Below are 13,578 nucleotides of genomic sequence, written 5' to 3'. Positions count from 1 at the left end.
TGATACAATTACGGCTCTTTAACTAATTTTATAAGGTATGCGGGTGGTAAACCTAGGTCAGTTGTTTGGCGAGCTAAAAACGTGCTTAAAAAAAGATCAATTCATTTTCAAAAAACGCTTACATGGCGTAAAAAAAATAACCGATGAAAACAAGCATGCCAACGCGCTTGAAAAAATAGCGGCTGATATAACCCGTAGCCAAGAATTACGCGATAAGCGCCTAGCTGGCCTCCCTAAAGTGACTTACCCTGAGCAATTGCCAGTAAGTCAAAAAAAGGAATTAATTAAAGACGCCATTGCAAATAACCAAGTGGTTATTATTGCCGGTGAGACGGGCTCAGGCAAAACAACTCAAATACCTAAAATGTGTTTAGAGCTTGGTCGTGGTGTTGATGGTTTAATAGGGCATACGCAACCACGCCGATTAGCAGCGCGTACCGTGGCTAATCGTATTGCTGAAGAAATGAAGTGTGAGCTTGGTCAGCAAGTTGGCTTTAAAATACGTTTTAGCGATCAGGTTTCTAATAATACGTATGTAAAACTGATGACTGACGGTATTTTACTGGCAGAAATTCAGCAAGACCGCTTTTTAAATCAATACGACACGATTATTATCGATGAAGCGCATGAGCGTAGTTTAAACATCGACTTTATTCTAGGTTACTTAAAAAACCTACTTCCAAAACGCCCTGATTTAAAAATAATAATTACCTCAGCGACTATTGATCCTGAGCGCTTTTCAAAGCACTTTGATGATGCGCCTATTATAGAAGTATCGGGTCGTACTTTCCCAGTTGATGTGCGCTACAACCCTATTACTGATATTAATAAAGATGATATGGAAGCCGAGGGCGATCAGCTACAAGGTATTTTTGATGCCGTTGATGAGCTGTGCGCTGAAGGCCCTGGCGATATTCTCATATTTTTAAATGGTGAGCGTGAAATACGCGATACCGCTGATGCACTTAGCAAGCGTAATTTAAAACACACCGATGTATTGCCACTTTATTCGCGCTTATCTAACGCAGAGCAAAACCGTATATTTGCGCCACATTCTCGTCGCCATATTATTTTATCGACTAACGTAGCCGAAACGTCACTCACCGTGCCGGGTATTCGTTATGTAATAGACCCAGGTACTGCGCGTATAAGTCGCTACAGCTATCGTACAAAAGTACAGCGCTTGCCAATAGAGCCTATATCACAAGCAAGTGCTAATCAGCGTATGGGTCGTTGTGGACGTGTTGAAGCGGGTATTTGTATTCGCTTGTACTCTGAGGATGATTTTTTATCGCGCCCAGAGTTTACCGACCCTGAAATACTGCGTACTAACCTTGCGTCTGTTATTTTACAAATGTTGGCACTCGGGCTTGGTGATATGGCGCAATTTCCGTTCGTGCAAGCGCCAGATAGCCGTAATATAAGTGATGGTCTATCGTTATTAGAAGAACTACAAGCAGTAAAACCAGACAAACGTGATAACAAAACGAGTTTAACCGCTTCAGGTAGAGAGCTTAGCCGATTACCGGTTGACCCTCGTTTAGCTAAAATGGTACTTACGGCCCATAAACTTGGCGCATTGCGTGAAGTGATTATTATTGTGGCAGCATTGTCTATTCAAGACCCACGTGAACGCCCACAAGAAAAACGTGCTGCGGCCAATGAAAAGCACGGTCGTTTTGACGACCCAGATTCAGATTTTATTGCTTTTTTAAACTTATGGAATTACCTAGAAGAGCAGCAAAGCGAGCTGACTAACGGCCAATTTAGAAAGCTGTGTCAAAAAGACTTTTTGGCCTATATGCGTCTGCGTGAATGGCAAGATATTGTTTATCAAATAAGTACTGTGTGTAACGAAATGGGCATGAAAGCAACCAGCCAAGCGGCTGATGGCGAGCTTGTGCACAAGGCGTTATTAAGCGGGATGCTAAGCCACATTGGCTTCAAAGATGAAAAACAAATATACAAAGGCGCACGTAATAGTCAGTTTCATATTTTTCCGGGTTCAGGTTTATTTAAAAAGAGCCCTAAATGGATCATGTCAGCAGAGCTGGTAGAAACCAGTAAATTATATGCCCGCACAAATGCAAAAATAGACATTAACTGGGTAGAGCCATTAGCACAACACCTAGTAAAACGTAGTTACACAGAACCTCATTGGGAGAAAAAGCCAGGTGCGGTAATTGCGTTTGAGCAGCAAACTTTGTACGGCCTACTCGTTGTAAACAAACGCCGCTGTGTTTATAGCAATATTGACCCTAAAGTGAGCCGAGAGCTTTTTGTACGCACTGCATTAGTTGAGCAAGAACTGGGCTTAAATGAGCGCTTTTTAGCCTTTAACAGTGAGCTAATAGAAGATATTCAAGTTCTGGAAAATAAGTCACGTCGTCGTGATATTTTAGTTGATGAGCAAACGTTATTTGAATTTTACGATAAAAAAATACCCAAAGAAATTAATAACCGCGCTGCATTTTTAAAATGGTATAAAACACAAAAACAACAAAATAAGCATTACTTACACATGACTCGTGAAGAGTTAATGCAGCATGGTGCAAGTAATATAACCGAGTTTGACTACCCTGATACATGGCAACAAGACAATATTATATTGCCGCTTGCTTATCATTTTGATCCAGGCCAAGCAGTTGATGGCGTTGCGGTACAAATACCGGTCGCGCTGTTGAATCAAGTGCAAGAAAGTGGTTTTGACTGGCACATACCAGCATTTAGGCATGAGCTAATAAGTGGACTTATAAAGTCATTGCCTAAATCGCTTCGTCGTAATTTTGTGCCAGCACCAAACTATGCTGATGCAGTGCTGGCAGCTATTGAGCCAATGCAAGGGAGCTTAATTGATGCATTAACGACGCGTTTATTGAGAATGACAGGTGTAAAAGTTGATCCAGAGGCATGGGATTTAACCGCGCTTGCACCGCATTTAAGATTGCAGTTTGAAGTACGTGATGAACACGATAAGTTACTTGCTCGTGGACTTGATTTAGCCAAACTTAAAGCAGAGCTGCAAGGTGAAGTAACCGAAACACTCTCTAAAGTAGCCGATAAAGGCATTGAAAAATCAGACCTAACACAATGGGATTTTGGTGAGTTACCCGCTTCATACGTTAAAAAGCAAGGTCAATATGAGATAAAAGCATACCCTGCGCTGGTGGATAAAAAATCAGCCGCTGCAGTGGAGCTGTTTGATAACGAAGCAAAAGCGCAGCAAGCACATCAACAAGGTTTGCGCCGTTTAGTGTTATTAAATGTGCCATCGCCAATTAAGTATTTACAACAAAACTTACCGAATAAAGCAAAGCTGGGTTTGTACTTTAATCCATTTGGTAAAATAGCTGATTTAATTGATGACTGTATAGCCGCAGGTGTCGATAGCTTATTAGTAAAACACGGTGATATACGCGACGAAAAAGCATTTGAAACAGTAAAAGAGCAAATACGCGGTGAGCTCGGTGATGCTGTTGTGTCGATTGCAACGCAGGTTGAGCAAGTATTAAGTATTGCTCACGCGCTGCATAAAAAAATGAAAGGGCGCGTTGATTTAACCATGATAACGGCGCACGGCGATATAAAATCACAGCTTGAGTCACTTATATTTAAAGGTTTTGTGAGCGCGCATGGCGCAGATAAAATAACGGATTTAATCCGTTACCTAAAAGCCATTCAAAAACGCTTAGAAAAATTACCAGTTGATCCAAACAGAGATAGGTTATGCGTACTTGAACTTGATAAAGTGGCAATTGAATATAAGAAATTAACTAATAAAACACCTAAAGGGTTGCCAATTCCCCAAGAAGTAACCGCTATTTTTTGGATGCAGCAAGAACTAAGAGTCTCTTTGTTTGCCCAAACATTAGGAACTCCATATCCTATTTCATCAAAACGCATTTTAAATGCAATAAAAGAAATAGAATAAAACTTGCATTTTCCATTAAGCTTAGTACCTTAATGGGAGGACTTATTTTTGCTTTGAGAAGGAAACGGCATACCCATGTCCTCATTGATCGAACCTAAAACACGACGGCTGCTAGTCGTCGACGACGAGTATTTTAATTATGAAATTCTTAAAGCAGCACTCACTGCTAAATTTGATGTGAGCTATGCTGATTCAGGTAAAAGTTGTTTAGCATCAGCGGTTGCTAATCCACCTGATATAATTTTACTTGATGTGTGCATGCCAGGACTTGATGGTTACGATACATGTCGTATGCTAAAACATACCCCGGAGACAAAAAATATACCTATTGTTATGGTATCTGGCCTTGAGTCGGAGTTGGAGAAAAAAGCCGGATTTGACGCAGGATGCGACGCTTATGTAGTAAAACCATTTTCAATGAGTGTATTGTTAGAGCAAATTAATACAATAGTATAGAGGGATTTATGTTCACAGATGACAAACGAAACTTTAGGCGTATGCAGGTAAATGCGACTGCAAATTTAACAACAGTGGAGCCAGTAGCTGGCTTGAATTATACGGCAGAGTGTGTTGATTTGAGCGCGACAGGGTTATCATTGCATTTGGATGATTTACTTGAGCCAGATACTATTTTAACAGTTGATATAGCGTCTACTCACCCTAGCATTGCACCGTTAAAAGCAACGGCTAAGGTAATACGTGCCAGCAAAGAAGATGATGGCACAATAACAGCAGGCCTTGAAATCATTCAGTTTAACTAATTAAATTGAATGATTAGATATTAAAAAACCTTACAAATTAAGCCTTTTAAGTAAAAGCCTTCAGGGTAGCTACCCGCAATTGGGTGATCGGCTGCTTGATTTAATCGCTCCATTATAAGTAGATCTTTGCCCGCATCAAGAGCCGCATCAGCAACAACTTTTTGAAATAGGTTTTGCTCCATTAAGCCAGAGCAAGAGAATGTCAGTAGTGTTCCACCTGGTTTTAGTATTTGCATAGCAATCATGTTGATGTCTTTATAACCACGACACGCGCCCGTTAGCTGCGCTTTATTATCAGCAAACTTTGGTGGATCCATTACGATGGTATCAAACTGTCTGCCTTCGTCGCGGTATTGACGCAGCAACTTAAAGACATCTTGCTTCACAAAATCAACTTTATTTAAGTCTAAGTTATTATGCTCAACATTACGTTTAGCAGTATCTAACGCTGGTTGCGATACATCAACGTTAGTGACATGCTCACACCCGCCACGCAAAGCGTACAACGAAAATGTACCTGTGTAACTAAAACAGTTAAGTACCGTTTTGTCTTTTGAAAAACGCTCAAGTGCAGCACGGCTATCGCGTTGATCTAAGTAAAATCCGGTTTTATGACCTTCAATTATATCGACTTCAATTTTTAAGCCGTTTTCTTCAATAAGTACAGGTTGTGTTGGCTCATTACCCCAAAGAACACCTTTAATTGGCTCCAAACCTTCTTTTGTACGTACTTCTACGTCTGAGCGCTCGTATATGCTAGAACCTGGAAAAATAGCCATTAACGCGCCAACAATCTCGCCTTTATGACGCTCGGCACCCGCACTTAGTAACTGACAAACTAGTACATTATCAAATTTATCGATTGTAACGCCTGGTAAGTAATCAGACTCAGCTGCACATAATCTAAAGCCTGTTAATCCGCCTTCTTCTATTACTTGGCTCCGTGCTTCTAATGAGCGACGTAAACGGCGTTCAAAAAAGTTTTGATCGATGATTTCTTTTTCGTCAAAGCTCCAAACACGTGCACGAATTTGTGAATGAGGGCTATAAGCAGCAGTTGCTAAAAACTTACCTTCGCTATCGTGAATCGTTACTGTGTCGCCTAATCCAGGTTTACCTTTAATTTTTTTGATGGCTTTTGAAAATAACCAAGGGTGTTTTCTTTTTAATGATTTATCGCGACCAGCTTGTAGGTAAACGGCAGATGACATAAGGCTTCTCAGTAGTAATAAATAAGCGCTGTATTTTAGTCAAGCAGCGGGCAACATACAATGAATGTTTTGCAAGAGGGCTATAAAGCACGGTAAAGTACTAATAATTCACTTATTAATTAGCTTTTGGAACCTGAAAGTGCCTGACGCCGTTTTAAGCCCCGATTTACAAATACTTAATTCACAATGCAGAGAATTTATAACCTCTTTAGTGCATGCCGATGTGGCTCACGATATTACGCATATAGAGCGAGTGGTGCGCGTTGCAATAAAACTATGTAATGCAGAGCAGGCTAATATGTCAGTTGTATTACCTGCAGCGTGGATGCATGACTGTGTGGCGGTGGCTAAAAACCACCCTGATCGTGCAAAAGCCTCTACTATGGCAGCAGATAAGGCACTGGAATTTTTAAAATCGATTGATTATGACGAGTCACTTTTTGATGATATTCATCATGCTATTGCGGCTCATAGCTTTAGCGCAAATATAGAAATTAAAACAGTTGAGGCGCAAATAGTACAAGATGCTGACAGAATGGATGCACTAGGTGCGATTGGAGTGAGTCGATGTATGAAAGTTGGCGGCTCAATTTCTCGGTTATTGTATAACCCAGAAGACCCTTTTTGTATTGAACGAGAAGCTGATGATAAAAAATATACACTTGATCATTTTTTTATAAAACTATTACATATTGCTCAAAGCATGAATACCCCATCAGCTAAAGCAGAAGCGAATAGGCGTACAGTTTACATGCATGAGTTTTTAGAGCAATTAAAGTCAGAAATTGGTGAGTAACGTGGATAATAAAAATATGCCTAAATTGTCAGGTATTGATCATTGCCATTTGAATGTTGAAAATTTATCGAATGCAGTTAAATGGTATGAGCGCGTTTTAGGTTTTAGTATAGTACCCGAACTTGCTTTTTGGAATGAGGACGGACGAGGACCTTTAACGCTCGAGGATGCTAGTTCAAAGACTCGTTTAGCACTTTTTGAAGGTGAGGGGCGCAGTAAAGGAATTGCATTTTTGGCAACAGGGGAGCAATTTATACAGTGGCTTAGTCATCTTGAAAGTTTAAATATAAAAGCGGTTCTTGCTGATCATGGTGTAACGTTTTCAATGTATTTTAAAGATGACAGTGGTAATAGCCATGAGATCACATCTCATGATTACTCGTATATAAAACTTTACTATCCATCGGTTAACTTAGGTTCGCATTCATCTAAAAAAGCTAATGTAGTTAATCCTATAATTCCCATTATATGAATTTATGTGTAAGTTTTTATCATACTGCTATCACTTTGAATAATATCTAATTGGGGTTTATTCGCTGCTTTTTTGTTTCAAGTGAAACTGTATTTTTTAGCAATTATTTGTGCTTGTACAGTTAACATAAGTGCCAGACATGCGCTGTTTTTAGGATTCAACCTAAAGGTAATTTACGTTTTGTCGCTGCACAAATATAGGTGAAAATCGTGATCAGGACGCAGAAGCTTTGCTAGGTTTTTACTTGTTTTCACATGGATGTAAGTCAGTAAGGTAACGCATGAAAAGTTACCGACCCCACTAGGTGACACACCTCACGCAGCGATTAAATCGCTCTTAGATAAAATGAACTTTAATATTGTAAGGTCAGCAAGGCTTGGTCTTCTATTATCGTTTGAAGCAGTTAGATATAAAGTTTTCACTTAGTTATAGACCTGTTTTTTATTATTAATTAGATCCCATACTTAAGCCTATTGGTATAAAATATTAGAAATTTCGTGTTGGTTAAATGTGGTAGAACTGTTGTTTGAGTATCAATTAAAGCGAAGTGCCCGACGTAAGACTGTTGCTATTAAAGTGCACCAACGGTCAATAACCGTTTATGCGCCTCATTATGTTCCTAAAAAACAGTTGGATTTATGGTTGGTTGAGAAACGAGATTGGGTAAATAGCCAACTTGATAAACAGATTAATATTGCAGACTCAAAGCAATATCCACTCGAAACACATAAAATTCTAATTTTCTCAAATCTTATAGACATAACGTTTGAACACGCTTTGCATTCTCAAGTTATAGAGCATGAGAATACATTAAGCGTATTGTGTTCTTCTCGAGTGAGCCATAAAAAATTGAAGTATAAAACATTACTTGAGGCGTATTTAACTGAAAAATTAGGATTATATATTGATATGCGTCTTGCCCACTTTTGTAAACTAATGGAGGAACCTTTACCGAATGATTTACGAATACGTATCTATAAACGTAAATGGGGGAGTTGTAATAGTAAACGTGAGCTTACGTTTAACTTACTCTTGATTGGAGCCAAAAAATCAATTATAGACTACGTCATAGTCCACGAGTTGGCGCATTTACGTCACTTAGACCACAGTCGTGTATTTTGGCAACGTGTAGCTAAGTTTTATCCGGATCATAAGATAGCATCAGATTGGTTAAAGAATAATGGACAAAGTTTACAGTGGGAATTTTAAAAAATATTGAAGTTTAAAATATAAGGTATTTTAGAAGAAAAGTGGTGGAGGGAGCTGGATTCGAACCAGCGAAGGCTGAGCCGTCAGATTTACAGTCTGATCCCTTTGGCCGCTCGGGAACCCCTCCACACTAATTTTGTTACACTTGGCCCCACTTAACTTAGCGGTAAGAAAAGTGGTGGAGGGAGCTGGATTCGAACCAGCGAAGGCTGAGCCGTCAGATTTACAGTCTGATCCCTTTGGCCGCTCGGGAACCCCTCCAGTGCAACGGCGCTGATAATAGCAAAACTTATATTTAAGTAAAGAAAAAAGCTAAAGAAAAATGAAATAAAGCCGATAAATATCTATTACCTACAATAATCGGCTAAAGTCTATGCAAATCGACGATTTGTTAATCACAGAGAGTCAACTAAGTACACGGTTGAATAAAAGTGTACACGAACAACGTCGAGGAGAGTTTTCTCTTTTATTGGCAATGTTATCCCACGATGCGCTTGATTTTAGTCAGTTCCATTTTCCAAAAACAGATATTGAAAACCCTATTGTTGAAGAAGAGACACTTCGTAAGCAATTTGGTTCGGGTCCGAAGCAGCCTTTAGCACCGGATGAGTTTAATATGTTGATTGGGCAACACAACGCCGCTTTATTATCAAATGTGGGAGAGCATGCAGGTATGAGCGATATTAAGTTACGACACTGCTTAAACCCTGAACCACTTTCAATAAGAAATGATTTAGCTCATATTCCACTCAATGTGCTTGATAATTGTGAGCTAGCTGTGCGCAGACGTATTAAGAACAAAGAGACTCAGCTATCGCATCCGCAAATGGACGTAGCTTCATTCTATGATGGTCTTAATGATGAATCATTACATCAACCGCTTCACTTAGCTACAGCATAATATTGACCTACAAAATAATTTATCTATCTACGATTTCAAATTAGCTTATGTCAGGCCCAGTAAAACAAGCTTTAAATGGTCATTTTTATAATAATGATGGCTAAAAAGAGAGGCTTTGTAGCTATTTATAATGTTAATTGCCTAAAAATTGATTTAGTTTAAAAAAAGCATCCAAAAATTTAATGCAATTGCTATAATGATGTCAAATGGTATGACATGAAATGCCGTTATCATTAAACCAAGGTAATTAGGAACGTAATGAAGAAAACATTCACGCTGAATCACGAGAAAATCAAATACCCTCGTATGGTCGATGCTGCAAAGCACGAAGTGAAAAAATATTTGAAAAGAGAACGTAATAAAACGCTACCTGAAGATGCTGATTACTGGGCATTTGACTGTAAGTTTGGTAATACAGCTGAAGATGCTCAAGTAGTGCACGTTGCAGAGATTAGCAATCATATCAGCGACATCGAAAAGCAAGATTTAAAGTCTTTCTACGTAGAGATTTTAGCAAAGCCGGCACAGCGTCAACAAGCTGATTTAGATGACGACGAGTAACTCTTAAATTTTAAGTACTCGTAAAAGTAGAGATGGACCCAAGTGGTCCATTTTTGTTATGTGTTATGTGGGTTTTAATATCAATCTGAATAATACTAACCAACTAACCAATCCGCAATAATGCTTAATCAGTTTGAGGGATTAAATCTGACGCTAACGGCGTTAAAAATTTCTGATATAGACCAATTAAATAACGATTTTTTGTCTTGTTATCGACACGATTCTGTTATCTAAAAATAGATCACTTAATTAAAAAAGTTGGTATAAGTATTTGAACAATATAAATTATCTAATAACCCTATAATACCAACCTGCATAAATCTTTGATCAATTTAACGAATTAAATTGCACTATAACGTCGTTAAAAATTTTTCATTTAGAACAACTAGATACAAAAACTTTTGCCTAGTTCTAGCGTAATTTTCTTAACGTTAGATAGACCCCATACATAAGCAGATTGGTATAAAAATTTTATTTAGAGACGCTGAGTTTTTTGGAAATAAATAACTTTTCGTGCGTATGCGCCACATTAAGTTAAATAATATGTACAAAACTAGAGTACATATCATTTAACTAATTAGTGTGTTTCAAAATACCTGATGCCTGGGTAAGTTGAGGTTTATAGGCTATGGCACTTTTTATACTTTTTAGTACTGCCACATGGGCAATCATCGTTCCTGCCAATTTTTATATCTGCAACAGGTAATATAACGCCGTCAGAATATTTCCACTGATTTTTTTCTTTAATGAATTTTGATTGTTCGTGCAATTCACAGTATAAATTATCATAAAAGTAGTGCGCTTTAAATTCTACAAAACCCTGACTATCATCGTGCCCTGAGTCTATAATTGTCAGTTTTATAAAGCGGCAACCATCTGCAAATTCTTTAATTTCTTTAACGGGGTTTTCGGGCTGTTTATCTGTTGTATATGTTTGATAAATATACTTAGCATTTTTGAGTGCATAAGCACTATAACGAGAGCGCATAAGTAGCTCTGGTGTTTGAGGATGCTGTATTGCCAAATGAAAAGGTTCGCAGCAGTCAACATAATTTTGTTGGCTGCCACAAAGACATAATGTTTTATTCAGTGAGGTCATAATTTTGGTGTAAAGCTAAAATGTTAGTTTAACAAGATTATTGAGCTAGTAATATCTCTGTGGTTTGTTTGTTTTTCGTGAAGCAATATAACTTTGTATTTGTTTTACTCATATCCAGAGATAAGCTAGTTAATAGCTGGTTATTAACTATATCAGTCCAAGTAATTACAGCTGCAAAATTACCGTTGTGTAAAGCCGAATTTAATACGTACTCTAGATTCACTAAGTGTTTTTGTCTAATAACGAGTAATTTACTCGTATCGATAGAGCACGAATCAAGTAGCGCTTTACTAGGGACGTGATCGGGTGCGATTAATAATGTCCAAGCATTTAAGCTATTGTATTGATGTAATACTTTTAATAGCTCAAATGTTGCCGAAATTTCATCTTCAATTTCAATTAAATTAACACAATCGCTTTTATTGTCTTGTTGGTAGCTTTTAACTGTTCGTACGGTAATTGGTTGTAACATATCGCTTCACTCACTGGGTTTTTATACAGTATTTACATACAGTAGTTTATACAGTGTTTGTGTGCAAGTGTTTTTTGCTATTTTTTTGTACGATAATTTAAGATTTAGACTTTTTTTAAATTGTCATTTTTTTAAGTTATTAATATTTAATGATTTAAATTTACCTTTATGTTGTTGTTTCCAACTGTGCATTATTGTGTTGAATACTGTATACACCTGTTGAAGGTTGATATGGCAGCTTTAAATAATGATTTCATGTGTAAATTACAGCATAGTTTCGTATGTGTAATTTACTCTTCGTTAGCGTTATTTGGTATTAGGTGAGAAAACTGCAATTGGTGAATTTGTTCATATAAACTTGCAGCGTAGCATTGGGCATCTTTAAAGCGTTTAGTTTCAATGTGTTTACGCAAGTCAGTTAATGCAGTAGTTGCTGGCTCGTGACCTTGACTACTTGATAAGCTTAGCCATGCAACAGCATGAAATACACTTTGCGGAACACCTTGGCCTTTTACAAAAAATAGTCCTAAGTAAAATTGTGCTCGAAGTTCTCCAGACATCGCAGCTAAACGCATCCACTTCGCAGCAAGTGCATTTTGATTGTTTTTTAAATAATACAGTGCTTTGTTAAGTGTATTTTGCTGACTATTTTCGTTAGTTGGCGTTGAGTTAGTGTCGCTAGGTTGCGTGACAAAGGACAGTATATTGTCTAACTGCTGCTCTAAATCTTGGCCTGTCGGTGTTGTTTTTATCATGCTCACTCATTCGTTATGTAACTAAGTCAATAGTTTAGTATATCGCAAGGTAAAATGTCCTGTAAAAGATGATTTTTATGTTAAAATATTGCCACTTTTTACAACCATAAGTCTATTATGCTCGAAGCTTTATTTAAAATTAGTGAGAATGGCTCATCAGTCCGCCGTGAATGCATTGCGGGTATTACTACATTTATCACAATGGTTTACATTGTATTTGTTAACCCTGCCATGTTAGCAGAGGCTGGAATGGATCAGGGAGCTGCTTTTGTAGCAACTTGTATTGCAGCTGCTATTGGTTGTTTTATTATGGGGTTGTGGGCTAATTATCCTTTAGCATTAGCGCCTGGAATGGGGTTAAATGCATTTTTTACATATGGTGTTGTATTAGGGATGGGTTACACATGGCAGGCGGCATTAGGTGCTGTTTTTATGTCTGGGTGTATATTTTTACTTCTAAGCCTGTTTAAAGTTCGTGAGTGGATTATTAATGCCATTCCTTTGGTTTTAAAGCGGGCCATTGCAACGGGTATTGGCGCATTTTTAGCTTTAATTGCTCTTAAAAATGCGGGGATCATCGTTGCCAGCCCTGCAACGTTAGTACAATTAGGTGATATAACTTCAGCTGGCCCATTATTAGCTATTTTCAGCTTTTTTATTATTGCTGCGCTTTTATATCGTAACTTTAAAAGTGGTGTGTTAATTAGTATTTTATTAGTGACCGGTATCGCACTGGCTTTAGGGCTTGTTGAATACCATGGAATTGTTGCTACGCCTCCTTCTATTTTACCTACTTTTATGCAGCTTGACTTTGGTGCTGCACTTGAATTGTCTATGTTGAGTGTTATTTTCGCATTTTTGTTTGTGGATTTATTTGATACCTCGGGTACTTTAGTTGCAGTTACTCAAAAAGCAGGGCTTGCTGATGAAAAAGGAAATATGCCTCGGTTAGGAAGAGCGCTAAGTGCTGACAGTACAGCAACAATTGCAGGCGCTATGTTGGGCACTTCTACTACAACATCTTATATAGAGTCTGTTGCAGGTGTATCTGTAGGTGGGCGTACTGGTTTAACAGCGGTTGTGGTAGGTATTTGCTTTTTACTTATGATGTTTTTTGCACCACTTGCGCAAATGGTACCAGCTTACGCAACCGCTGGAGCCATTTTATATGTTGCAGTTTTAATGCTACAAAATCTGAAGTTTGTTAATTGGGATGATATGACCGATGCCATTCCCGTTACAGTCGTTTTACTGATGACGCCATTAACGTTTTCAATTGCTCATGGTATAGCACTTGGTTTTATATCTTATACGGTAGTAAAAGTGTTGTGTGGTAAGCAAGACGAAGTCACAATTAGCGTATGGATTTTAACGGCACTGTTTATTATTAAATTTGCATTTTTGTCTTAA

The 13,578-nt window shown here is 38.1% G+C and carries 13 protein-coding genes and 2 tRNA genes; 9 read left to right on the top strand and 6 right to left on the bottom strand.

Annotated elements, in window-relative coordinates; translation table 11 throughout:
- Positions 1-43 precede the first annotated feature (43 nt).
- The 3 genes from hrpA (at position 44) to D172_RS11275 (ending at position 4,692) form a co-directional block, all read left to right on the top strand.
- Positions 44-3,931 (top strand): ATP-dependent RNA helicase HrpA, encoded by a 3,888-nt coding sequence (gene hrpA, locus D172_RS11285; RefSeq protein ID WP_007375904.1) that lies wholly within the window; start codon positions 44-46, stop codon positions 3,929-3,931.
- Positions 3,932-4,006: 75 nt separating this feature from the next.
- Positions 4,007-4,387 (top strand): response regulator, encoded by a 381-nt coding sequence (locus D172_RS11280; protein WP_007375903.1) that lies wholly within the window; start codon positions 4,007-4,009, stop codon positions 4,385-4,387.
- Positions 4,388-4,395: 8 nt separating this feature from the next.
- Entirely contained in the window at positions 4,396-4,692 is a 297-nt protein-coding gene (locus D172_RS11275) for a PilZ domain-containing protein (RefSeq protein WP_008135574.1), read from the top strand.
- Between the two features lie 20 nt (positions 4,693-4,712).
- On the opposite strand, the gene D172_RS11270 is transcribed toward D172_RS11275, so the two are convergent.
- Positions 4,713-5,903 (bottom strand): class I SAM-dependent methyltransferase, encoded by a 1,191-nt coding sequence (locus D172_RS11270; protein ID WP_007375901.1) that lies wholly within the window; start codon positions 5,901-5,903, stop codon positions 4,713-4,715.
- Positions 5,904-5,967: 64 nt separating this feature from the next.
- Between D172_RS11270 and D172_RS11265 the strand changes: the two genes are divergently transcribed.
- From D172_RS11265 to D172_RS11255, 3 genes are all read left to right on the top strand, one after another.
- Positions 5,968-6,699 carry an HD domain-containing protein gene (locus D172_RS11265; protein WP_007375900.1) on the top strand — a complete coding sequence of 244 codons (732 nt, stop codon included), beginning with the start codon at positions 5,968-5,970 and terminating at the stop codon, positions 6,697-6,699.
- Between the two features lie 16 nt (positions 6,700-6,715).
- The gene (locus tag D172_RS11260) at positions 6,716-7,171 is read left to right on the top strand and encodes a VOC family protein (RefSeq protein ID WP_033023210.1); all 456 of its coding nucleotides are present in this window, start codon (positions 6,716-6,718) and stop codon (positions 7,169-7,171) included.
- A 510-nt stretch (positions 7,172-7,681) separates the two neighbouring features.
- On the top strand, positions 7,682-8,380 hold the full coding sequence (locus tag D172_RS11255; protein WP_007375898.1) for a M48 family metallopeptidase: 699 nt from the start codon (positions 7,682-7,684) through the stop codon (positions 8,378-8,380).
- 42 nt (positions 8,381-8,422) lie between these two features.
- Here the strand turns inward: D172_RS11255 and D172_RS11250 are convergent.
- Both D172_RS11250 and D172_RS11245 read right to left on the bottom strand, forming a co-directional pair.
- Positions 8,423-8,507 (bottom strand) — tRNA-Tyr (locus D172_RS11250).
- A gap of 49 nt (positions 8,508-8,556) precedes the next feature.
- Positions 8,557-8,641: transfer RNA gene (locus tag D172_RS11245), tRNA-Tyr, on the bottom strand.
- 112 nt (positions 8,642-8,753) lie between these two features.
- On the opposite strand from D172_RS11245, the gene D172_RS11240 reads away from it, so the two are divergent.
- Positions 8,754-9,281, top strand: a complete 528-nt coding sequence (locus D172_RS11240) for a VC2046/SO_2500 family protein (RefSeq protein ID WP_033023203.1) — start codon at positions 8,754-8,756, stop codon at positions 9,279-9,281.
- Positions 9,282-9,539: 258 nt separating this feature from the next.
- Positions 9,540-9,842 carry a DUF6172 family protein gene (locus D172_RS11235; protein WP_007375896.1) on the top strand — a complete coding sequence of 101 codons (303 nt, stop codon included), beginning with the start codon at positions 9,540-9,542 and terminating at the stop codon, positions 9,840-9,842.
- A 619-nt stretch (positions 9,843-10,461) separates the two neighbouring features.
- Here D172_RS11235 and D172_RS11230 read toward each other — a convergent pair.
- The 3 genes from D172_RS11230 to D172_RS11220 form a co-directional block, all read right to left on the bottom strand.
- Entirely contained in the window at positions 10,462-10,941 is a 480-nt protein-coding gene (locus tag D172_RS11230; protein WP_007375895.1) for a YchJ family protein, read from the bottom strand.
- A 37-nt stretch (positions 10,942-10,978) separates the two neighbouring features.
- Positions 10,979-11,413 carry a SulA-like leucine-rich domain-containing protein gene (locus D172_RS11225; protein WP_007375894.1) on the bottom strand — a complete coding sequence of 145 codons (435 nt, stop codon included), beginning with the start codon at positions 11,411-11,413 and terminating at the stop codon, positions 10,979-10,981.
- A gap of 290 nt (positions 11,414-11,703) precedes the next feature.
- Complete coding sequence (locus D172_RS11220) at positions 11,704-12,168, bottom strand: tetratricopeptide repeat protein (RefSeq protein ID WP_007375893.1); 465 nt, start codon at positions 12,166-12,168, stop codon at positions 11,704-11,706.
- Between the two features lie 117 nt (positions 12,169-12,285).
- On the opposite strand from D172_RS11220, the gene D172_RS11215 reads away from it, so the two are divergent.
- Positions 12,286-13,578, top strand: coding sequence for an NCS2 family permease (locus D172_RS11215; protein WP_007375892.1), 1,293 nt, complete (start codon positions 12,286-12,288; stop codon positions 13,576-13,578).

The sequence above is a fragment of the Pseudoalteromonas sp. Bsw20308 genome (assembly GCF_000310105.2).
In the GTDB taxonomy this organism is placed as follows: domain Bacteria; phylum Pseudomonadota; class Gammaproteobacteria; order Enterobacterales; family Alteromonadaceae; genus Pseudoalteromonas; species Pseudoalteromonas fuliginea.
This window is presented reverse-complemented; position numbering and strand designations above follow the sequence as displayed.

Bases quoted from the DNA above. Each gene is read 5' to 3' on its own strand.
- D172_RS11225 (WP_007375894.1), bottom strand. From the start codon at position 11,413: ATGTTACAACCAATTACCGTACGAACAGTTAAAAGCTACCAACAAGAC.
- D172_RS11260 (WP_033023210.1), top strand. From the start codon at position 6,716: ATGCCTAAATTGTCAGGTATTGATCATTGCCATTTGAATGTTGAAAAT.
- D172_RS11240 (WP_033023203.1), top strand. From the start codon at position 8,754: ATGCAAATCGACGATTTGTTAATCACAGAGAGTCAACTAAGTACACGG.
- D172_RS11215 (WP_007375892.1), top strand. From the start codon at position 12,286: ATGCTCGAAGCTTTATTTAAAATTAGTGAGAATGGCTCATCAGTCCGC.
- D172_RS11280 (WP_007375903.1), top strand. From the start codon at position 4,007: ATGTCCTCATTGATCGAACCTAAAACACGACGGCTGCTAGTCGTCGAC.
- D172_RS11230 (WP_007375895.1), bottom strand. From the start codon at position 10,941: ATGACCTCACTGAATAAAACATTATGTCTTTGTGGCAGCCAACAAAAT.
- D172_RS11235 (WP_007375896.1), top strand. From the start codon at position 9,540: ATGAAGAAAACATTCACGCTGAATCACGAGAAAATCAAATACCCTCGT.
- D172_RS11265 (WP_007375900.1), top strand. From the start codon at position 5,968: ATGTTTTGCAAGAGGGCTATAAAGCACGGTAAAGTACTAATAATTCAC.
- D172_RS11220 (WP_007375893.1), bottom strand. From the start codon at position 12,168: ATGATAAAAACAACACCGACAGGCCAAGATTTAGAGCAGCAGTTAGAC.
- D172_RS11270 (WP_007375901.1), bottom strand. From the start codon at position 5,903: ATGTCATCTGCCGTTTACCTACAAGCTGGTCGCGATAAATCATTAAAA.
- D172_RS11275 (WP_008135574.1), top strand. From the start codon at position 4,396: ATGTTCACAGATGACAAACGAAACTTTAGGCGTATGCAGGTAAATGCG.